This window comes from Streptomyces sp. CT34 (assembly GCF_000805335.1).
In the GTDB taxonomy this organism is placed as follows: Bacteria; Actinomycetota; Actinomycetes; order Streptomycetales; family Streptomycetaceae; genus Streptomyces.
On the sequence record NZ_KN708638.1, the window covers coordinates 1259064 to 1280682 of the forward strand.

Annotated in this window: 16 protein-coding genes; 6 read left to right on the forward strand and 10 right to left on the reverse strand. The window is 74.1% G+C overall.

Going from position 1 to position 21619, the window contains the following annotated elements; all coding sequences use genetic code 11:
• The 5 genes from RZ84_RS05660 to RZ84_RS05680 all read right to left on the reverse strand — a co-directional run.
• Positions 1–3392 (reverse strand): hydantoinase B/oxoprolinase family protein (locus RZ84_RS05660; RefSeq protein ID WP_241777599.1); only part of this gene is annotated, 3392 nt, incomplete at its 3' end.
• Positions 3389–4252, reverse strand: coding sequence for an SGNH/GDSL hydrolase family protein (locus RZ84_RS05665; RefSeq protein WP_043269216.1), 864 nt, complete (start codon positions 4250–4252; stop codon positions 3389–3391). The genes RZ84_RS05660 and RZ84_RS05665, both read right to left, overlap by 4 nt.
• A gap of 2 nt (positions 4253–4254) precedes the next feature.
• Entirely contained in the window at positions 4255–5499 is a 1245-nt protein-coding gene (locus RZ84_RS05670; RefSeq protein WP_043263342.1) for a glycosyltransferase, read from the reverse strand.
• Positions 5496–6629 carry a glycosyltransferase family 4 protein gene (locus RZ84_RS05675; RefSeq protein WP_043269218.1) on the reverse strand — a complete coding sequence of 378 codons (1134 nt, stop codon included), beginning with the start codon at positions 6627–6629 and terminating at the stop codon, positions 5496–5498. Before RZ84_RS05675 ends, RZ84_RS05670 begins: the two co-directional genes overlap by 4 nt.
• A gap of 243 nt (positions 6630–6872) precedes the next feature.
• On the reverse strand, positions 6873–8297 hold the full coding sequence (locus tag RZ84_RS05680; protein ID WP_043263343.1) for a hypothetical protein: 1425 nt from the start codon (positions 8295–8297) through the stop codon (positions 6873–6875).
• 314 nt (positions 8298–8611) lie between these two features.
• Between RZ84_RS05680 and RZ84_RS05685 the strand changes: the two genes are divergently transcribed.
• The gene (locus tag RZ84_RS05685) at positions 8612–10081 is read left to right on the forward strand and encodes a PP2C family protein-serine/threonine phosphatase (protein ID WP_043263344.1); all 1470 of its coding nucleotides are present in this window, start codon (positions 8612–8614) and stop codon (positions 10079–10081) included.
• Positions 10082–10432: 351 nt separating this feature from the next.
• Here the strand turns inward: RZ84_RS05685 and RZ84_RS05690 are convergent, their stop codons facing one another.
• Positions 10433–11953, reverse strand: a complete 1521-nt coding sequence (locus tag RZ84_RS05690) for a DNA-binding protein NsdB (RefSeq protein WP_043263345.1) — start codon at positions 11951–11953, stop codon at positions 10433–10435.
• A 284-nt stretch (positions 11954–12237) separates the two neighbouring features.
• Between RZ84_RS05690 and RZ84_RS05695 the strand changes: the two genes are divergently transcribed.
• Both RZ84_RS05695 and RZ84_RS05700 read left to right on the forward strand, forming a co-directional pair.
• Positions 12238–13371: an aminoglycoside phosphotransferase family protein gene (locus RZ84_RS05695; RefSeq protein ID WP_043263346.1), complete on the forward strand. Its 1134-nt coding sequence runs from the start codon at positions 12238–12240 to the stop codon at positions 13369–13371.
• Positions 13372–13709: 338 nt separating this feature from the next.
• Entirely contained in the window at positions 13710–15740 is a 2031-nt protein-coding gene (locus RZ84_RS05700; protein ID WP_043263347.1) for an N-acetylmuramoyl-L-alanine amidase, read from the forward strand.
• A gap of 96 nt (positions 15741–15836) precedes the next feature.
• On the opposite strand, the gene RZ84_RS05705 is transcribed toward RZ84_RS05700, so the two are convergent.
• Positions 15837–16334, reverse strand: coding sequence for a hypothetical protein (locus RZ84_RS05705; RefSeq protein WP_043263348.1), 498 nt, complete (start codon positions 16332–16334; stop codon positions 15837–15839).
• A 74-nt stretch (positions 16335–16408) separates the two neighbouring features.
• The gene (locus RZ84_RS05710) at positions 16409–17032 is read right to left on the reverse strand and encodes a CGNR zinc finger domain-containing protein (RefSeq protein ID WP_043263349.1); all 624 of its coding nucleotides are present in this window, start codon (positions 17030–17032) and stop codon (positions 16409–16411) included.
• Between the two features lie 49 nt (positions 17033–17081).
• On the opposite strand from RZ84_RS05710, the gene RZ84_RS05715 reads away from it, so the two are divergent.
• The 3 genes from RZ84_RS05715 to RZ84_RS05725 all read left to right on the forward strand — a co-directional run bounded on the left by RZ84_RS05715 (position 17082) and on the right by RZ84_RS05725 (position 20265).
• Positions 17082–17735: a pyridoxine/pyridoxamine 5'-phosphate oxidase gene (locus RZ84_RS05715; RefSeq protein WP_043263350.1), complete on the forward strand. Its 654-nt coding sequence runs from the start codon at positions 17082–17084 to the stop codon at positions 17733–17735.
• Positions 17732–18463: a maleylpyruvate isomerase family mycothiol-dependent enzyme gene (locus RZ84_RS05720; RefSeq protein WP_043269219.1), complete on the forward strand. Its 732-nt coding sequence runs from the start codon at positions 17732–17734 to the stop codon at positions 18461–18463. Before RZ84_RS05715 ends, RZ84_RS05720 begins: the two co-directional genes overlap by 4 nt.
• A gap of 308 nt (positions 18464–18771) precedes the next feature.
• Positions 18772–20265 (forward strand): carboxylesterase/lipase family protein, encoded by a 1494-nt coding sequence (locus RZ84_RS05725; RefSeq protein WP_043263351.1) that lies wholly within the window; start codon positions 18772–18774, stop codon positions 20263–20265.
• A 74-nt stretch (positions 20266–20339) separates the two neighbouring features.
• Here RZ84_RS05725 and RZ84_RS05730 read toward each other — a convergent pair whose 3' ends face one another.
• A complete protein-coding gene (locus tag RZ84_RS05730; protein ID WP_043263352.1) occupies positions 20340–20582 on the reverse strand; it encodes a DUF397 domain-containing protein in 243 nt (80 codons plus the stop codon).
• A gap of 97 nt (positions 20583–20679) precedes the next feature.
• The coding region (locus RZ84_RS05735; protein WP_241777600.1) for a thiolase domain-containing protein at positions 20680–21619 on the reverse strand (940 nt) is incomplete at its 5' end.

Below are 21619 nucleotides of genomic sequence, written 5' to 3' on the forward strand. Positions count from 1 at the left end.
CCCCCGCGCCGGCGGCCGGCCCCGCCGCTGCCGTCGCGGAGGGCGAAGCTGTCGACCCGGACCGGGTAGCGCCATTCCAGGACTTCGGGGTCGGTGAGCCGGGAGTTGGTCATATGGGTCTGCACCGCGTCCGCCCCGTCGAAGCCGTCGCCGGCGCCCGAGCCGCTGGCGACGGTCTCGTAGTACTGCACCCGCGCGTTGCCGAAGGTGACGTTGTTCATCGTGCCCGAGCCCTCGGCCTGGATGCCCATCGCCGCGTAGAGCGCCCCGGTGACCGCCTGAGAGGTCTCCACGTTGCCGGCGACGGTGGCCGCCGGGAAGACCGGAGCCAGCATGGAGCCCTCCGGGATGCGGACCTCGACGGGCTTGAGGCAGCCGCTGTTGAGCGGGATGTCCTCGGCGACCAGGGTCCGCAGCACGTACAGCACCGCCGCCATCACCACCGAGCTGGGCGCGTTGGCGTTGCCGGGCTGCTGCGGTGACGTACCGGCGAAGTCCAGCACCGCGCTGCGGGCCGCGCGGTCGACGGTCAGCGCGACCCGGATCTCCGCCCCGCTGTCCGTCTCGTAGCGGTAGCTCCCGTCCGGCAGCCGGCCGAGGATCCGTCGCACCGACTCCTCGGCGTTGTCCTGGACGTGGCCCATGTACGCCCGTACGACGTCCAGGCCGAACTGCTCGGTCATCCGCCGCAGTTCCCGGATCCCCTTCTCGTTCGCGGCGATCTGGGCGCGCAGATCGGCGAGGTTGACGTCCGGCGCGCGGGACGGATACGGCCCGGAGGTGAGCAGCTCGCGGGTCTCCCGCTCGCGCAGCCGGCCGTCGCGCACCAGCAGCCAGTTGTCGAAGAGGACGCCCTCCTCCTGGATGGTGTTGCTGAACGCGGGCATCGAGCCGGGGGTGACACCGCCGATCTCGGCGTGGTGGCCGCGGGAGGCGACCAGGAAGAGGAGTTCCCCGCCCGAGGGGCCCGGTGGACCGAACACCGGGGTGACGACGGTGACGTCCGGCAGATGCGTTCCGCCGTGGTACGGGTCGTTGATCGCGTACACATCGCCCGGCCGCAGATCGCCGCCGCGCCGCCGCAGTACCTCTTTGATCGACTCCCCCATCGACCCCAAGTGCACCGGAATATGGGGGGCGTTGGCGATCAGATTGCCTTCGGCGTCGAACAGCGCACAGGAGAAGTCCAGCCGCTCCTTGATGTTGACGGAGTGCGCGGTGTTCTCCAGGCGTACGCCCATCTGCTCGGCGATCGCCATGAAGAGGCTGTTGAAGACCTCCAGCATCACCGGGTCGGCCCGGGTGCCGACGGCGGTCCGCCGGGGCCGCGGCCGGGCCCGGGTCAGCACCAGATGGCCGCGCTCCCCCACGGCCGCCTGCCAGCCCGGGTCGAGCACCGTCGTGGCGTCCTCCTCGGCGATGATCGCCGGACCGGTGAGGACATCGCCGGGCCGCAGCTCCGTGCGCCGGTAGAGCCCGGTCTCCCGCCACCGCCCGCCGGCATACATCCGCACCGTCGCGGCGGCCGTCAACTCCCCTTCCCGGTCGCCGAGTCGTACGTGGTAGCCGCTCGCCCCGCCGGCCGCTCCCAGCGCCTCCACCGAGACCGCCTCGGCCACCAGGGGCTTGTCCATGGTGAAGGCGTAGCGCTCACGGTGCTCCCGGACGAACTCCGCGGCCATGGTGTCGGCCGCGGCCAGCGGCACGCCGATGGTGGAGTCGGTCCCGGCGTAGCGGACCAGCACCCGGGCGCGGGTGGTGACGGACGCGTCCGGCACCCCGTCGTCGAGCAGTTCCTGCCGGGTCTGTGCGGCCAACCTCTCGCACACCGCGCGCACCCGGTCCATCCCGCCCGGCTCCAGGAACCGCTCCTCGACGGCCTGTTCGCGCATCGCGGTGGCGTCGGCGACGCCGATGCCGTACGCGGAGAGCACCCCGGCCAGCGGCGGGACCAGCACCGTGTCGACGCCCAGTGCGTCGGCGACCGCGCAGGCGTGCTGGCCGCCCGCGCCGCCGAAACCGACGAGGGCGTAGCGGGTGATGTCCCGGCCGCGCTGGACCGAGATCTTCTTGACCGCGTTGGCCATGTTGAGCACCGCGATGTCGAGGAAGCCGGCGGCGACGTCCTCGGGCCCGCGGTCGTCGCCGGTCTCCGCGGCGATGCGCCGGGCCAGCTCGGCGAAGCCGGTGCGGACCACCCCGGCGTCCAGCGGACGATCGCCGTCCGGGCCGAACACCGCCGGGAAATGGGCGGGTTGGATGCGGCCGAGCATCACATTGGCGTCCGTGACGGTGAGCGGACCGCCGCGCCGGTAGCAGGCCGGACCGGGGACCGCGCCCGCCGAGTCGGGGCCGACCCGGTAGCGGCGGGCGGCGAAGTGCAGTACGGAGCCGCCGCCGGCCGCGACGGTGTGGATGTTCATCATCGGGGCGCGCATCCGCACCCCGGCGACCTCGCTGCCGAAGATCCGCTCGAACTCGCCCGCGTAGTGCGACACATCGGTGGAGGTGCCACCCATGTCGAAGCCGATCACCCGGTCGAAGCCGGCCGCCTCCGGGGCGTCGCCGCCGGCCTCCGCGGCGGTCCGCACCATGCCGACCACCCCGCCGGCCGGCCCGGACAGCACCGCGTCCTTGCCCCGGAAGTGCGCAGCCTCCCGCAGCCCGCCGTTCGACTGCATGAACATCAGCCGGATTCCCGGGAGTTGGGCCGCGACCTCGTCGACGTACCGCCCCAGGATCGGCGAGAGATACGCGTCGACGACCGTCGTGTCCCCGCGTGCCACCAGCTTCATCAGGGGGCTGACCTCGTGCGAGCAGCTGACCTGGGTGAAGCCCGCCTCCCGGGCCAGCTCCGCGACGGCCCGCTCGTGCGCGGCGTGCCGGTAGCCGTGCAGCAGCACCACGGCCGCGCTGCGCAGCCCGTCCGCCCGGGCCCGGATCAGCGCCCGGCGGACCCCCTCCCCGTCCAGCGGGCGGACGATCTCGCCGTGCGCGCCGACCCGCTCCGGCACCTCGATCACCCGGTCGTAGAGCGCCTCCGGAAGCACGATCCGGCGGTCGAAGATCCGCGGGCGGTTCTGGTACGCGATCCGCAGCGCGTCCCGGAACCCCTCGGTGGTGAGCAGCACCGTCGGCTCGCCGGTCCGCTCCAGCAGCGCGTTGGTGGCGACGGTGGTGCCCATCTTGACGACCGCGACCCGCTCGGCGGGCACCGGTTCGTCCGGGCCCAGCCCCAGCATCAGCCGGATCCCGGCGACCGCGGCGTCCCGGTAGCGCTCGGGGTGGTGCGAGAGCAGCTTGCCGGTGACCAGCCGTCCGTCCGGCCGCCGGCCGATGACGTCCGTGAACGTACCACCGCGATCGATCCAGAACTCCCAGCGTCCGGTCATCCCGCCATTGTCGCAGCGCCTTTCGGTTCGGACAGGGCGGCGAGCGCGGTACATGTGGCGCGGTCGGCCGCGGCGTCCAGCAGCCGGCCGGATCCGGCCAGTCCGTAGCGGGACTCCCGTACGGCGAGGGCGAGCAGACCGGGCAGCAGGTCGGTGCAGCGGTCCACCACCCAGCGGGTTCCGCGGGTCGCCATCCACACCGCGGAACCGGTTCGGGTCGGCGGCGGACCGTCCAGGGCGAGCGGGGGCGGCGGCCCCGCGGCGAGCCCCCGCTCGGCGAGGGCGGCGTGGAAGCCGCGGGCCAGCAGCCGGTGGCCGCGCTCGCTGGGGTGCAGCCGGTCGACGCTCCAGGACGCCCGGTCGGCGACCCAGCGGTGGTCGGCGAGATGCAGATGGACGCCTCCGTAGCGCGCCGACACCGCGTGGACGACGGTGTTCACCGCCCGCATCCGGCGCGCCAGCGGCCGGGCCAGCGGCCCGGGCAGCCCCAGCATCCGCCCGGGGTCGGGCAGGCAGGCGGTCAGCACCACGGCACCGTCGGCGCTCAGCGCACCGTGCGCGTGATCCAGCGCGGCGGCCACCCGCTCGATGGTGAACGCGGCGCGCAGGGTGTCGTTCGCCCCGACCACCAAGGACACCAGCCGCGGCGCCAGCGCCCGCGCCTCGGGCAGCTGCCGCTCGGCCACCTCGCCCGCCAGCGCCCCGCTGCGCGCCAGGTTCACCAGCTCCAGGTCCCCGGGCCGCTCCCCCACCGCATCGGCCAGCAGCGCGGCCCAGCCCCGCCAGCCGCCCCCGGCCACCGGGTCGCCCAGCCCCTCGGTCAGGGAATCGCCCAGCGCCACGAACCGCGGCGGCGCCACCGTCACCACCCGCTCCGGGGCCCGACCGGCCGCGGAACGACCGGAGCGGCGGCCCGCGTTGACGGGTCACCGCCCAGCCGCGGCGCATCGTGCGCCGCCAGGAACGCCGCCACCGCCGGCCGCCACCCGTAGCCCTCGGCGCACCGCCGGGCGGCGTCCCGGCGTACCGCCTCGGGCCGCGCCAGCACCCGCTGCACCGCGTCCGCGAAGGACGGGCCGTCGTCCAGCGCCGTGTCGCCGCCCCCGTCCACCAGCCCGGCCAGCGCCGAGGCCGCGCTCGCGACCACCGGCGTACCGCAGGCCAGCGCCTCCAGCGCGGCCAGCCCGAACGTCTCGGCCGGGCCGGGCGCCAGCACCAGGTCGGCGCTCGCCTGGAGCGCGGCCAGCCGCTCGCGGTCGGCGAGATGCCCCAGGAACGCCACCGGCAGCCGTTCGGCCCGCGCCCGCGCCTCCAGCCGTCCGCGCAGCGGCCCCTCGCCGGCCACCGCCAGCGCCGCGTCCACGCCCCGCCGCCGCAGCTCCTCCAGCGCCTCCAGCGCCCGTCCCGGCCGCTTCTCCTGCGAGAGCCGGGAGCACATCAGCAGCAGCACCGCGGCCCGCCCCGCGTGGCGGCTGCGCAGCCCCTCGCTGCGGCAGTCCGGGTGCCAGGCGGCGAGATCGACGCCGAGCGGCGCCCGCACCACGTTCCGCGCCCCGACCCGGGTGAACTCCGCCGCCGCCCACTCGGTGGTGCACACCACCCGGCTGTAGGCGTACGCGGTCCGCCGGTTGAGCCGGTCCGCGGCGATACGGGCCGCCGGGGTGGGCACCCCCCAGGTGCGCAGCACCCCGTCCACGCTCTCGTGCGAGACCATCACCGCGGGGACCCGGGCCCGCCGCGCCCACTCTCCCGTCCAGCGCAGCGTCGTCCGGTCGGAGACCTCCAGCCGGTCGGGGGCCAGCGCCTCCAGCAGCTGCCGCAGCCGCCGGCGGTCGGTCAGCACCCGGTAGCCGCCGCTGCCCGGCACCACGGGGCCGGGGAGGGGGATCACCCGCCCCTGGGCGGTGTGCTCGTCCCGTATGCCCGCGCCGCCCGCCGTGCCGGGCGGGCCCGGCACGATGAGCACCGGCTCGTGGCCGGCGGCCCGGTAGCCCGTGCCGAGCTCGCGCAGCGCGGTACGCAGGCCGCCGGAGGCCGGCGTGACGAAGTTGGCGATCCGTACGATCCGCAGGCCCCGCGCGGCGTCCCGGTCCCGGAGCCCGGTCATGCCGCGACCGCCGTCCGGTCGGCGAGCACGTCCTCGTAGTAGCCCAGCAGCTGGTCGCCGACCGCCTGCCAGGTGCGGTCCGCCACCGCCTGCCGCCCGGCCGCGCCGTACCGCACCCGCAGTTCGGCGCTGCCGCCGAGCAGTCGCACCGCGTCCCGTACGGCACCGCCGTCGCCCGGGGGCACCAGCAGGCCCGTACGGCCGTGGTCGACCAGGTCCAGCGGCCCGCCGGCGCTCGGCGCGACCACCGGCACTCCGGACGCCATCGCCTCCTGCACCGTCTGGCAGAAGGTCTCGTACGGCCCGGTGTGCACGAAGACGTCCAACGAGGCGTACAGCCGGGCCAGTTCATCGCCCGTCCGGCGCCCCAGGAACCGCACCTCCGGCAGCTGCGCCCGCAGCCCGGCGGCGCTCGGCCCCTCGCCGATCACCACGGTCCGCACCCCGGGCAGCCGTGAGGTCTCGGCCAGCAGCCGGACGTCCTTCTCCGGCGCCAGCCGCCCCACGTACCCCACCAGCAACTCCCGCCCCGCGAGCAGCGAACTGCGCAGCACCGCGTCCCGCCGGCCCGGGTCGAACCGCTCCGAGTCCACCCCGCGCGGCCACAGCCGCACCCGCGGCACCCCGTGCTCGGTCAGGTCCAGCAGCGCCGAGCTGGAGGGCGCGAGCGTGAGGTCGGCGGCGGCGTGCACCGCCCGGATCCGCCGCCAGGCCGTCGCCCCGCCGCGCCCCAGATACGTCCGGGCATAGCGCCCCATGTCGGTCTGATACACCGCGACCGCGGGCACCCGCCGCCGCGCCGCTGCCGCCATCCCCCGCGCACCGAGGACGAACGGGCTGGCCAGATGCACCAGATCGGGCCGGTGCCCGGTCAGTGCCGCGGACAGCCGCCGCCCCGGCAGCGCGATCCGCACCTGCGGATAGCCGGGCAACGGCATCGACGGCACCCGCACCACGGGGCACGGGCTCTCGTACCCGTACGGGCCGGCGGCCGGCGCGGAGCCCCCCAGCGGAGCGATGACCAGCGGCTCGTGCCCGCGCCGGACCAGATGCCGGGCGGTTTCCAGGGCGCAGTGTGCGACGCCGTTGACGTCGGGCGGGAAGGATTCGGTGACGATGACGACACGCATACCGCTGTTGTCCACGCGCCGTGCGTGGACCGGACCAAGGGGATCTTTCCAACCGGCGAACGTCCCATGAGCGTTCGCCCCGGGAGCGCGGTCCCCGCGCTCGCCCCCGCCCGCCCCGGGATTCGCGGTCCCCGCGTCACCACTACACCCGCCCACCCCCCGAAGGGGGGTGGGCGGCGGGGAAAACACCAGTGGTGCGGGTGGGCGGCGGGGAACAAGAGGAGGCGTGGACGCCCGGCCCGCTCACACCGCCGACGCGTCCGGGCCGAAGCGGCTGCGGACGGCCGTCTGGACCTCGGCCTCCTCGGCCGGGTCGGCGGCCAGCCGGCGGAGTTGCTCGACGACCCGGTCGTCGCCGGTGGCGGCGTGCCGGGCGGCCAGTTCGCGGGTGGTCTCCTCGCAGTCCCACAGGCACTCGACGGCGAAGCCGGCCGCGAAGCCCGGATCGGTGACGGCCAGCGCGCCCGCGGCCCGGCCGCGGAGGTGGGAGGAGGACGTCTCGCGGTAGATGTGGCGCAGCACCGGGGCCGCGCAGGCGACGCCGAGGCGGCCGGCGCCGTCGACCAGTTCCCACAGACCGGGCGCGTCCGGCCCCTCTTCCCGCACCGTCCGGCGCAGCGCGGCCAGCACCAGCTCGGTGTCGCGCCGGGCACCGCGCCGGGCCAGCATCGCGGCGGCGGAGGCGCCCAGCCGGTCCGCCCGCGCGGCCCAGCCCCGGGCCCGCTCGACGGCGGCCACACTGCGCATCCGCTCGTACGAGGTGAGCGCCGCGGCGGTCAGCTGCTCGGAGGACAGCGGGTCGGCGACCGCGGCCTCGATGAGGTCCAGGACCTCGGGGTCGCCGCGTTCGGCGAGGTGGTGAAGGACGGCGGCGCGCGCCGCGTCCGGTCCGGTGCGCGCCGCGCGCAGCAGTTCGGGCCGGTCCTCCGGTCCGGCGACGGCGCTCAGGCATCGGGCGGCGGCGATGTGCCGGTGCTCCCCGTGGCTCGGGTCCAGCTCCTGCTGGGCCCAGTCCAGCACCTCGGTGACGCTCCAGCCGGGCCGCGGGCCGCGCGGCCGCAGCTGCCGCTGCCAGCGGTCGAAGGAGCCCTGCTCCCCGGCGGCGGCCAGCCGCGCGCCGTACCGGGGGTCCTCCGCCCACAGCCGCCAGGGCCGGGGTTCGAAGGCGTCACGGACGGCGGCGGCGAGCTCGGCCGCGCCCTCCCCGGTCTCGGGGAAGCGCGCCAGGACGGCGGGCGCCAGGGTCATCAGCCCGGCGTCGTCGTCGCGCAGCGCGAGCTCGTCCAGCGCCCAGCGCCAGTTGCTGCCGGCCGCGGCGTAGCTGCGCAGCAGCAGCCGGGCGGCGTCCCTGCCGTACGCGGCGAGGTGGCCGAGGACGGAGAGGGCGAGGCCGGTGCGCTCCTCGCCGGTGTCGGTGAGGTCGTCGGGGGGGAAGAGGTGACGTTCGATCTCTTCGAGCCCGCCGTCGAGCTGCATGTAGAGCCGCGCGTAATAGAGCGAGCGGTTCTCGACCTGCCAGTCGCGGCGGGGGTCGCGCAGCACGCTGTCGTTGAGTGCCGCGAGCGCCTCGGCCCGCGGCGCCGCGAGGGCATGCAGGGTCCCGTCGCCGCGGCCTCGCTGGAGAAGGCCGAGCAGGGTGCCACTGGGCGCTATGTCTGGATCGAACATGAGGTCAGCATCCGGTGCGGGGGGCAGGCTGGCAACGGGATTTCCGCTGACCGGCATTCTTGCCGGTGACCGCGGGCCTTATGCGTCGTTCCCACCGTGGATCGGCGGGGTAGACAGCTGTAGGGCGGCCCGCAGCCTAGCGTGGAAGCCGGCATTCCGCAGACTCGGCAGGGACTGCCACAAGGGAGGCCGTTGGCATATGCCAGGTGCACCACCGTATCGGGTAATGCCAAATCCCTTACGGACGGTCGCAGCCTGTGCAAGAGTCGTTACCGGCCCATACGACCCGGCGCCGCCTGATCACGGAGTACGTCATGCCGCCCCCTCTCTTCGCGGATCACCCAACCGATCGGACACCCGAGCGCGACGCGGTCGAGGCACTCATCTCGCAGGCCCGCAGCCTGCGCGGTGGTCTCGACGCGGTGCGCAGAGAGTCCTCGGTGGCAGCAGAACTCGCCGCCGACCCGCAGCTGCGCTGGCAGCGGGCGCTGTGCGATCTCGCCGTCCACCACCTGGACGACCTCGGCGGTCATCTCGACCAGCTCAGAGACGGCCTGCCCGCCGAGATCGCGGAGGACGATCCGGAGCCGGCCGCCGAGCCTCCGGTGGCCCCGCCCGAGCCGGAGACCCACGAGCGCGGCGCGCTGCTGCGCCGGGTGGGCAGCGCCGAGTGGAATCTGCTCACCGACGAGGTGAGCTGGTCCGACGAACTGTTCGCGATGTTCGGCCGGGATCCGTCCGACGGCCCGCTGACCCTTGACGAACTGCCGTCCCTGGTGCACACCGACGACCAGGAGTCTCTCGCCGTGATGGTCACGGACTGCCTGGTGGACGGCCGGCCGATCGACGGCGAATTCCGCATCGTGCGTGCGGATGCCGGCGTCCGCACGGTGCACATGGTGGGCGAGCCGGTGCTGGACGCCGACGGCAGTACGGCCTGCATGTGGGCCGTACTGCGGGACGTCAGCGAGCTGCGCCGCAGCCAGATGGCGGTGCGCGAGACCCGTGACTCGCTGCAGCGCCACCGGCACATCGCGCAGACCGAGCACCGGCTCGCGGTCGAGCTGCAGGAAGCCGTGCTGCCGCCATGGCGCGGCTCCCTGCGGTTCCCGCAGGGCGGACCGGTCACCCTCGACCTGGCCGGGCGCTATCTTCCGGCGGGTACCTCCGCACTGATCGGCGGCGACTGGTACGACGCGCTGCAACTCCCCGACGGCAAGACCCTGCTGAGCGTCGGCGACCTCACCGGGCACGGCGTCGCCGCGACGTCCGGGATGGCGATGGTGCTCGGCGCGCTGCGCGGGATGGCCGTCGCCGGCCACCGGCCCGGGCCGCTGATGGGCTTCCTCAACCAGCTGCTGGACACCGCCGCCCAGCCGGCGCTGGGCAGCGCGGTGTGCTGCCGGTTCGACCCCGAGACGCGCACGCTGGAGTGGGCCCAGGCCGGGCACCCCGCACCGCTGCTCTTCCGCGGCGGCACGGGGCGCGCGCTGGACCCGCCCGAGGGCGTCCTGCTCGGCGCCACCTCGGGTGCGGCCTACGCCCAGCACACCGAACAGCTGGAGCCCGGCGATCTGCTCGTCCTGCACACCGACGGGATCGCCCCGCGCCGCACCCACGGCCCGGAGAGCGCCCATGAGGGTGCCGAACAACTGCTGGCCCTGGCACCGCGGTTCGGCGCGGCCCGCAGTGCGCAGGACAGCGTCCGCGTCGTGGTCGAGGAGTTCGGCAGCACCGAGCGCGAGGATGACGCGTGTGTGCTGATCGCCAGGGTCGGCGGCTGATGCAGACCGCGGCGACCGAGGGCGGACCGGCTGTGGGGATGCCGGCCGCCCCGAGGGGTTCGGGGTCGGTGAACGGGTCGGCGAACGGGACGTCATATACCGCCTGGCGTCGATCGGTTGGGGGCGGTCGAGGCCGGTCGGGAATGGATGACGATCGATCGAGGATGGTCGGTGATCCGTTGTTCACGATCGGTTGTTGTTGACGAACGGTTGTTGTTGACGGCGGAAGCGATGGCGGCGAACGCGAACCGTGGCACACGGTGACGCCTACGCGGTCACATGCCTCACATGCGTTGCCGGAGTGGCCGACAGGAACGGCGAATTGGGGCTCGGCGGGGCCGGCCGCCCGGGTCAGACGGAGAAGTTCGGTCCCGTCCCGATTCCCGGCCCCAGTGCCGCTCCCTTGGCCCGTGGCTTCGCCTTCGGCAGGACCTGCTGGATCTCCTCGCGCAGATCCTGGATCTTGCCGTAGTTGGCGTACTGACCGGTGAGCCGGAACATCTCGCGGAGCCGGTCCCAGGTGCGGTGCGAGGAGTTCTCGCCGATGGAGACCAGCGCCAGCCGGGCGTAGCGGTCGGCCTGTTCGGGGTCGTCGCCGATGAAGCAGGCCGAGGCCATCGAGATGTAGTCGAAGATCTGCGACCGCTGACGGCCCTGCTCCCGCAGCTGGAGGGCCTTCTTGGCGTGGCTCTGGGCGATCTTGGCGGCCGACGGGTCGTGCTCGGCGAGCGTACGGAACGCCAGCGCCTGCATGCCGTGGAGGTCCGCCTCGTCGAACATCTGCATCCAGCACGGCGGCGGCACATCGCCCTTGTCCGAGACGAACAGTTCCTCCGCCTCGCCGAGCGTGCGGCGCATCGCCTGGCCGTGCCCCTTCGACGCCTGGGCCCATGCCTCGATGGTGTGCAGCATCGCGCGGGTCCGTGGCAGGGTCTCGCCGCCGGATCCGGACTGGGCCAGCTTCATCAGATCAAGCGCGTCGTCCGGACGGCCCAGGTGGACCATCTGGCGCGCGGCCCGCGAGAGCGCCTCGCCGGCCCGCGGGCGGTCGCCGCCCTCGCGGGCCGCATGGGCGGCGATGATGAAGTACTTCTGGGCGGTGGGCTCCAGGCCGACGTCGTGGGACATCCAGCCGGCCAGTACGGCGAGGTTGGCCGCGACCCCCCAGAGCCTGCGCTGGAGATGGCCGGGGTGGCGGTAGGCGAGCATCCCGCCGACCTCGTTGAGCTGGCCCACCACGGCTTTGCGCTGCAGCCCGCCGCCGCGGGCCGCGTCCCAGGCGCGGAACACTTCGACGGAGCGCTCCAGCGCGTCGATCTCCTGCGACCCCACGGGGGCCGCCTCATAGCGGTCGAGGCCGATCTGGTCGAGTTCGTGCAGGGAGGAGTGGGCGAGCGGATCGTCATGGCGCAGGGCGGTAGAGGCCGGGTCGGTGTGCAGCCAGTCGTGCATGGCGCCGGTGAGTGCGGAGCCCGCGGCGAGCGCAGCGCCCGCACCCACCAAGCCGCGTCGATTGAGCATGAGGTCCATTCCCGTGAATTCCGTGAGGACCGCGGCGGTCCGTTCGGGAGCCCACGGCAGACCGTCCATGGCCTGCCGCCTCCCCGAGCGACCGGTTCTGGCGAACCCGAGGTCCTCGATGGTTACGACACGGCCGAGGCGCTCGGTGAAGAGGGAGGCAAGGACCTTCGGCACCGGATCCCGGGGGGTCTCCCCCATGTCGATCCAGCGCCGTACCCGCGAGGTGTCGGTCGCCAGCTGCGGATGGCCCATGGCCGCCGCCTGCCGGTTGACCAGCCTCGCCAGTTCTCCTTTGGACCAGCCGGCCAGGCCGAAAAGGTCCGCGAGACGGGTGTTCGGCTCCCTGTTCACGTCAAGCCCCCAGGTTCCTCGACTGAGTTGACAGTAACCGGCCGGTGACATGCGGTGCGACCATTCGCCAGGGTTCGCCAGGGTGCGCCAGATGGTCTGCCACCCGTAGCCGCGTGTTCGGTAGGTGTGCAGCCCCCGGCCCGGTGGCGGGACCGCATTCCCCAGGGTGCGCGCCCTTCACAGGGACCCTGGATCGGCCTCCTGCACGGGGCCCGTTCACGGGTTCCCCCACCGGGCCGGGAGCGCACGCAACTCGTCGGCGCACGAAGGGATCTGTCTCACCCATGTATGCAGCATCGTCCGCCGTGACCGCCCCCACCCGGACGTACCGCCCGCATCCTGCCGGCAGCGGGCCGTATCTCGATCCCTCCCCTTCCGCGGGGGCGGTGACCGGTCTCCCCGGCGGCCGGAACCGGCGGGCACAGGGGATGGGCACCCAACCGCTCAGCGGGAGACTCGACTTGTCCGGCCCCCAGGGCGCCCAGCTGCGCGCCGCCGTAGCCTCGGTGCACCGCATCTGCCCGGAGTTCAACCCGGTCCAGGTGCTGCGCCGCAGTGGAAGGTCCGTGCTCCTGGTGGGCACGACCGGCCGGATGAGCGCCGTCGCCAAGTGTTTACTGGACCATTCGCCCGCGTGGGTCGAGAGCTTCCGGCAGGAAATAAGCGCGTACCGGGCGTTCGTCCGGCACCGTCCGCCGGTCCGGGTGCCGCGTCTGGTGGCGGCCGACCCCGACAACTGCACGCTGGTGGTGGAGCGGATGCCGGGCCGGGTGGCGGCCCTGACGCGCCACCCCTCCGAGGCGCCGCCGCGGGCCGATGTGCGGGCCGCGCTCGGGGCGATCTGCCGGGTCAACGCCTGGCGTCCGCCCGCCGGTCTGTTCGACGCCCCGCTGGACTACGCGGGCCGGATCGGGCGCTACCACGACCTGGGACTGCTCACCGACCGCGATCTGGGTGATCTGCAGAAGCTGCTGCACGGCCTCTCGCACACCCAGGGCCAGTTCTGCCACGGCGACGCACTGCTGAACAACGTCCTGCTGTCCCCCGCGGGCCCGGTGCTGCTCGACTGGGACAACGCCGGCTGGTACCTGCCGGGCTACGACCTCGCCACCCTGTGGTCGGTGCTCGGCGACGCGCCGGTGGCCCGCCGGCACATCAGCCAGCTCGCGCAGACCGCGGGCACCGCCTCGCGGGACGCCTTCCTGGTGAATCTGATGCTGGTGCTCACCCGCGAGATCCGTCGCTACGAGACCGCGGTCCAGCGCACCATGCGCGAGCCCACGCCGACCGGGACACCGGGTCCGGGACAGCCCGGGGTGCCCGCGGCGGGCGAGGAGCAGCGGCTGCTCCTGCGCCGACTGCACGACGACTGCCAGATGGCGCGGCGTGCGGTACGGGCGGCGGTCGGCACACGCTGACCGCCGGGGGGTGCCGGCGAGGCGGCACCCCCGAGGGGATTGGTGAGCGGCGCAGCCCCACGGGGGCGCGCCGCTCACCCCTGTTGGTCCACTCCACTGACGCCCCGCAGGCCCGGCGCCCGCCCGGGAAAGCTCCTCCGGTGCTGCCCTGACAGGCGACATCCCGGCCGGATGCGGCGGTTGACGGAACGTCGGCAAGCCTCTGGCTCTCAGCCGACCCAGGGCTTTAGTCTCGGTTTCTCCCGCACGGCCGAAGGACCCGGCTGACGGCGACCGCCGGACCAGGTCCTGGCACACCGTCACACCGCCCCGGCTCGGGCCGGCTTGAGGAGGCTGTTTTGCGAGGATCCGCCCCGGAAGACGACACGAGAACCCACCGTCCCGCCCTGCGCAGGTCCGCCACCGCCGTCGCCGCCGCGGTGCTGCTGCTGCCGATGGTCTCGGCGGCCCCGTCCGCTCATGCCGGGCAGCCCCGTCCGGGCACCCTCCAGCAAGCCTTCAGCGCTGCCGCCGCGCGCTTCCATGTACCACGCAGTGTGCTGATGGGCGTCGCGTACCTGGAGTCCCGTTGGGACGGCCACCGCGGCGCGCCCAGTGTCTCCGGGGGCTACGGCCCGATGCACCTGACCGACGCCCGGGCGGCCGTGGCGCGGCAGCCGGAGTTCAGCGCGGACGACGAGGACGCCCGCGGCGACACCGCCCGGACCCGCCGTACGGTACCGGCCGCGCGGCAGCGGGCGGTGCTGCCCGCCCAACTCCCGGCCCGGCTGCGGACGTTGCCCCAGGCCGCGCGGCTGACCGGGCTGCCGGCGGCGAAGCTGCGCACCGACTCCGCGGCGAATGTGCTGGGCGGCGCCGCGCTGCTGGCCGCGTCGCAGCGCAGGCTGGGGCTGCCGGTGAGCAGCGACCCGGCGAAGTGGTACGCGGCGGTGGCGCGCTACGGCGGCGAGGACAGCGCGCGCGGTGGTGCGGCCTTCGCGAACGATGTGTACGCGGTGCTGCGCCGGGGCCGGTCGCGGACCACCGACGCCGGGCAGCGGGTCACCCTCGCCGCCGCGCCGGCGCTGACCCCCGACCCCACCCAGGTGAAACGTATCGGCGCGTCCGCCGGCTCCGCACAGCGGGCCTTCGCCCACGGCTCCTCCGGTGCGCTGGAGTGCCCCTGGACCGTCGCCTGCGAGTCCTGGCCGGCTCCGTACGAGGTCTACGACAAGACCAACTACGGCAACCACGACCTGGCGAACCGCCCCAAGGACCAGCGGATCGACACCATCGTCATCCATGACACCGAGGGTTCCTGGGAGACCAGCCTCCGGCTGATCAAGGACCCCAAGTACGTCTCCTGGCATTACACCGTCCGCTCCTCGGACGGGCTGATCGCGCAGCATGTGCCGACCAAGGACGTCGCCTGGCACGCGGGCAACTGGTTCGTGAACTCGCACTCGATCGGCATCGAGCACGAGGGCTTCCTCGCCGCACCGGACGCCTGGTACACGGAGGCGATGTACATGACGTCGGCCCGCCTGGTGACGTACCTGGCCCACAAGTACAGGATCCCGCTGGACCGGCAGCACATCCTGGGCCATGACAACGTCCCGGGCACCACGACGTCCACGATCCCCGGGATGCACACCGATCCCGGCCCGTACTGGGACTGGGCGCACTACTTCACCCTGCTCGGCCGGCCGTTCTTCCCCACCGTCGACCCGCGCGGCGGCCTGGTGACGATCCTGCCCGTCTACCCGCTCAACCGGCCGGTCTACACCGGCTGCGCGAAGGCCGGCCAACCGTGCCCCGACCACGGCTCCACGGCCGTCCGGCTGCACACCGCGCCGAGCGACAGCGCCCCGCTGGTCCGGGACATCGGACTGCATCCGGACGGCTCCGCGACGACCACCGGCGTCAATGACACGGGAGCGCGGGCGACGACGGGCCAGCGGTTCGCGGTGGCCGGCAGGTCCGGCGACTGGACGGCGATCTGGTATCTCGGGCAGAAGGCGTGGTTCCGCAATCCGCTCGGCATTCCGACGGCCGTGGACGCCAAGGGCCCGGTCGCCACGCCGAAGGCCGGCCGGGCGGCGATCCCGGTCTACGGACGTGCGTACCCGGAGACCGCGGCCTACCCGTCGAAGGTGCCGGTGCAGGCGGTCTCCCCGCTGCCGTACAAGCTCCTCGCCGGTCAGGCGTACGCGGTCGGCGGGCGGGTGCAGAGCGACTACTTCTACGCGCCGACCTTCGACACCGCCAAGCATGCGATCGTCCGCGGCCGGGACATGTACTACGAGATCCAGTTCGGGCACCGGGTGGCGTACGTGCGGGCCGCCGACGTGGACGTGAAGTCGTCCCGGGCACCGGCGTCGGGGTCGTAGCCGATCGAGGTGCGCGCCTGACGAGCGCGTCGCGCCCGGTGGGCGGCGGGGGCCGTCCACCGGGCGCGACGCCGCCCGAGGTATGTCCGCTCCGGGTCAGCCCTGCTGGAAGAGCTCCGCGGGCAGCGGCTTGAGCAGCGCGTAGAGGTCGTCGGTGATCGGGCGGTCCCAGCTGGCGATGGTGACCAGCACGCCGTCGCTGCGGTCGAACTGCGCGCAGGAGATGCGGCTCTCGGAGCACTTGATGCGCTTGACGATGAGGAGGTTGTCCTCGTGCATCACGGGGGTGTCCTCGCTCTCGACGACCGTCACCGGCTCGTCGTTGCCGAGCGCCGCGAGCAGCTGGGCCACCTCGAAGGGCACCTGGCCCTCCTCCAGCTCGCGGGCCGGTGAGCCCTCCGGCAGGTTGCCGATGATCATCGCGGGGCCGCGCCCGCCGAACAGGTCGTAGCGGAGGAAGACGCCCTGGCAGCTCCCGTCGGGCGCGGGCAGCAGCCCGGCCCCGAGGTTGCCGGGCCAGTCCCCGGGGTCCATGGCGAGTACGTCGAAATCTGGACCGGCGGGCGTTGCGCTACGGCGGCGGAGGAAGGACATGCCGCCATCGTACGTGGCGCGGCCCCGGTCGCCGCGCGGACGTCGGCCGTGAGGTGTCAACGGGTGCGGCAGCGTCAGCCGGTCGGATCCCCGGGCGCGTCGCCGTGTCGCTCCCGGTGCCGTTCGTGGTGCCGGGCGACCCGGGCGCGGTTGCCGCAGGAGGGCGTGCACCACTCCTGGCGGGGGTGGTCCTTGACGAAGTAGCGCACACAGCGCGGGGCCGGGCAGGCGCGCAGCCGTTCGCGGTCCGGGCCGTGGAGGAAGGCGATGGCGGCGCGGGCGAGCGCGGCGGTGAGCCGGTCGGCGGGCGAAGGGGAGCCGGCCGGGGTCTCGCGCAGTGCGGGCGGTGCGCCCGGCTCCCAGCTGAGCCGGGGTGCGGTGGGGACCCGGGCCGCGGCGGCGTTCAGCCGGCGGATCGCCTCGTCCTCGGGGAGCAGCCGGCGGGCGTCGGCGGAGCTGGGCGGTCCGGGGCGGACGGCGCGGGCGAACAGCGACCGGACGGCGGCCCGCAGCTCGCGGACGGCGGTGAGCAGCGACGCGTCGGGGGTGCCCAGGTCCTGGGCGCCGTCCAGGAGGGCGGTGCGTTCCCCGATCCATGCCGCGAGTCCCGCCGTATCGGTCAGATCGTCGGCGACGCCGCCGTGCCCGTCGTGGCGGATGGTGACCGCGAGATCCAGGGCAAGCCGTGTTGCGTCCATGGTGCTAATGGTAACGTCGCGATCAGCCATTAACACCTGAGGGGGATACATGGCCGACCTGCGTCAACTGCTCCGCGATCTCCCGGTGTTCGGAGGCGAACTGCCCGCCTTCGACCCGGTGGACACGCCCGACGACCCCGTGGACCTGTTCGCCGCATGGCTCCTCGGCGCCATCCGGGCGCAGATCCCCGAACCCCACGCGATGACGGTCTCCACCGCCGGCGCCGACGGCAATCCGTCCGCCCGCACCCTGATCCTCAAGGACCTCGACGCGGACGGCTGGCGGTTCGCCGCACATGACGACAGCCTCAAGGGCCGCGAGCTGGCCGCCCGTCCGTATGCCGCGCTGACCTTCTACTGGCAGCCGCTGGCCCGCCAAGTGCGCGTACGGGGACCGGTGGTGCGGGAGAGCGCGGAGCGTTCCGCCGCCGACTTCCGCGCCCGGGGCGCCGGCGCCCGCGCCGAGGCCCTGATCGGCCGGCAGAGCACCCCGCTGACCGACCCTGCCGAGCGGGACGCCGCGGTGGCCGCCTCCGCCGCCCGCCTGGCCGACGACCCCGACCTGGTGCCTCCGCAGTGGACGCTGCACACCGTCCGGGCGGAGTCGGTGGAGTTCTGGCAGGGCGACAAGGAGCGCAACCACACCCGGCTCCGGTACCGGCGAACCGGCACGACGTGGCAGAAGGGACTCCTGTGGCCGTGACCGCGCACCCCCCGCCGACCGCCGAGGCGGTACGCGACGAGATCGAGGCCGGACACGCGCGGCTCCGCGGCCTGCTCCCGGGCCTCACCGACACCGCCGTCCGCGAGCCCGGCGCCCTGCCCGGCTGGTCCCGCGCCCATGTCCTCTCCCACATCGAAGGCATCGGCCACGCCATGGCCCGCCAGGCGCGCCACGCACTGCGGGGTGAGCTGATCGCGGTGTACGACGGCGGCTTCCCGGCCCGGAGCGCCGCCATCGAGGAGGGATCCCGGCGGGACGCGGCGGCCATCCGCCAGGCGGTGACCGACACCCTCGCCGAGGCGTCGGCGGCCTGGGCCGCGGTCGGCCCGGCGGACTGGTCACGGCCGGTCGGCTACCGCGACGGCGAACTGCGGGGCGCACTGCTGGCCTGGTGGCGGGAGTTGGCGATCCATACCGCCGACGCGCTCCTCGGCCACAGCCCCGCGGACTGGTCGCCGGCCCTGTGCCACCACCTCCTGGAGCACCTGGCCCCGCGCGCCCCGCAGGACCTCCGCCTCGCCCTCGAAGCGACCGACGACGCGACGCCACGTCCGCCGTACGGACCGGCGGACGCGCCCACGGTGACCGTGCGCGGCACGCTCACCGACCTCGCCGCCTGGCTGGCGGGCCGGACCCCGCGCGACGCCCTCCGCTGTACCCGTGCGGGAACCGGCGCACCCCTACCCCGACTGGGCGACTGGCCCTGAGGCCGGCCCGGCGGGCAAGCGGCTCAACTACCGCCGGAACAGTGTGTGTTCCACCCAAGAGAGGCCCCGCGCGCTTCTCGCCTCCGACGAACAGCCGGTTCGCGTAGCGGCGTTGATGCCGGCCCCGGTGCCGGTCGGTGGCGGCGAGGGCGTCGCGGGGCTTCATCGCGTGCAGTACGAGGACAGGCGCACCATCCGACCGCGCACACACCCGTTTCTTCATCGCCACCCCTCCACCCCCTTTCCCGTACACTTGACATAATACACGTGGCTGATAACCCTGGAGGCCCTCGGAGAAAGGGAGTTGCATGCCTGAGCAGCCGACAGTACGTACCGCGGAGGGTGTGGTACGGGGGCGCCGCCGGCAGGGGCACGCGGTGTTCCGCGGCATCCCCTACGCCGCACCGCCGGTGGGGGCGCTGCGGTTCGCCGCACCCGCGCCGGCTCCGCGCTGGGACGGGACGCGGGAGGCTGCGGAGTTCGGGCCGGCGGCACCGCAGTCCGGGCCGGTTCAGGCGCGTGCGGAGGAGCGCACGGACTGGCTGACGCTCAATGTCCGCACGCCGGATCCGGGTGCCGCGGGGCTGCCGGTGCTGGTGTGGATCCACGGCGGCGGCTATCTCGCGGGGACGTCGAGCGACCCGGTGTACGACCCCACGGCGCTGGTCGCGGCGGGGCTCGTCGTGGTGAGCATCAACTACCGGGTGGGCGCCGAGGGTTTCGCCTTCCTCGACGGCGCCCCGGCCAACCGCGGATTCCTCGACCAGATCGCGGCGCTGCACTGGGTACGGCGGAACATCGCCGCGTTCGGCGGGGACCCCGGCCAGGTCACCGTGGCGGGGCAGTCCGCCGGGGCGGGATCCATCGCCGCCCTGCTGACGATGCGGCCGGTGCGCGGTCTGTTCCGGCGGGCCATCACCCACTCCGTGCCGGGCGGCCACTGCACCCCGGCGCTGGCGGAGCGGATCACCGTGGCACTGGCCCGCCGGCTGGGCACGGCGCCCACCGCCGGTGCCCTCTCCGGCATCTCCCCGCAGCGCCTGGCCGCGGAACTGACGTCACTCGGTGCCGAACTCCCCCGCTACCTGGAGAGCTGGGGACCGATCTCCCGCACCGGTGTCGCGGTCCACCCCGTCGTCGACGGCGAGGTCCTCGCCGTATCGCCCTGGCAGCCGCCGGGCGGTGGCCGGTCCGGCGGCGGAATCGAGCTTCTCGTCGGCCATACCCGCGACGAATTCCGGCTGTTCAGCGTGATGAGCGGACGGGCGAAGGGGTTCACCGAGGAGGAGGCCCGCACCGCCCTGGCTCTCTTCGCCCCGGCGCCCGGCGGTCCGGCCGCATACCGCGCCGCCCACCCCGAGGCCACCCCCGGGGAACTGCTGGAGACGGTCTGCTCGGACGCCCTCTTCCGGATGCCGTCACTGCGCTTGGCCCAGGCGAACGCCGCGGCCGGCGGCACCTCGTTCCTCTTCACGCTGCGACTGCCGTCGCCGGCCCTGGGAGGCGCCCTGGGTGCCTGCCACAGCCTCGACCTCCCCCTGGCCTTCGGCACGCTGGACAGCCCGACGGGCAGGGATCTCGTCGGCGACCCGCCCACCCCCGGCGCCCGCGCGGTATCGCGGGAACTCCAGCAGGCGTGGGTGCGCTTCGCCACCACCGGCGACTCCGGCTGGCCGGCCTACACCCCCGACCGGCGCCTCACCCGTGTCCTGGACGCCGAACCCACGACCGCCCCCTACCCCGAAGAAGCCTCCCGCCGCATCTGGGAGGGGCATGCGCCCGCCCCCTTCGATCTGGCGTAGGAGGGGGCGCGGTGGGGGGAGGGAATCAACCGCACGCGAGGTGGGGCGGGTTGGGGGCAACGAGGCACCGCGCGTCAGGTCAGGTCGAACTCGCCCTCGCGGGCGCCGAGGACGAAGCCGCGCCATTCGGCGGGGGTGAAGATGATGGCCGGTATCTCCGGGCTGCGGCCGTTGCGCATGGCGATGTAGCCCTCGACGAAAGCGACCTGGACATCGCCGCCCACCCCTTGGCTGCTCGACCGCCATTCGGCGTGCGTCAGGTCGAGTTCCGGCCTGGGCCCGCCCGCGAGCCGCTGGTCGGTGATGCTGTCGGCCACGTAACCGCTCCTCCCGGTCGTCGTCCGGGCCAGCGTAACGACTGCGTCCGGGGACCGACAGGGGACGTCGGACGGGGTCCCCGGGCACGGCCGGGCGTCAGCCGGCGGGTGCTTCGGCGCCCACCAGCCACATCGCGAAGAACTGCGAACCGCCGCCGTACGCGTGGCCCAACGCCCGCCGGGCGCCGTCCACTTGGTGCTCGCCGGCCTGTCCGCGCACCTGGAGGGCGGCCTCGGCGAAGCGGAGCATGCCGGAGGCGCCGATGGGGTTGGTCGACAGGACGCCGCCGGAGGGGTTGACCGGGAGGTCGCCGTCGAGTTCGGTGACGCCGGCCTCGGTGAGCTTCCAGCCCTCGCCCTCCTGGGCGAAGCCGAGGTTCTCCAGCCACATCGGCTCGTACCAGGAGAACGGGACGTACATCTCGACGGCGTCGATCTGGCGGCGCGGATCGGTGATACCGGCCTGGCGGTAGACGTCGGCGGCGCAGTCCCTGCCGGCCTGTGGGGAGACGAAGTCCTTGCCGGCGAAGAGGGTGGGTTCGCTGCGCATCGCCCCGCCGTGCACCCAGGCCGGACGGTGCGGGGCGCGGGCGGCGCCGGTACGGTCGGTGAGGATCATCGCGCAGGCGCCGTCGGAGGACGGGCAGGTCTCGGAGTAACGGATCGGGTCCCAGAGCATCGGCGAGGACCGGACCTTCTCCAGGGTGAGGTGGTGCTCGTGGAGATGGGCGTAGGGGTTCTTGAGGGCGTTGCGGCGGTCCTTGTAGGCGACCAGGGAGCCGATGGTGTCGGGGGCGCCGGTGCGCCGCAGGTACGCGCGGACGTGCGGGGCGAAGAAGCCGCCGGCGCCGGCCAGCAGCGGCTGCTGGAAGGGGATGGGGAGGGACAGGCCCCACATGGCGTTGGACTCGGACTGCTTCTCGAAGGCGAGGGTGAGGACCGTTCGGTGCACCCGGGCGGCGACGAGGTTGGCCGCGACCAGGGCGGTGGAGCCACCGACGGAGCCGGCGGTGTGCACCCGCAGCATCGGCTTGCCG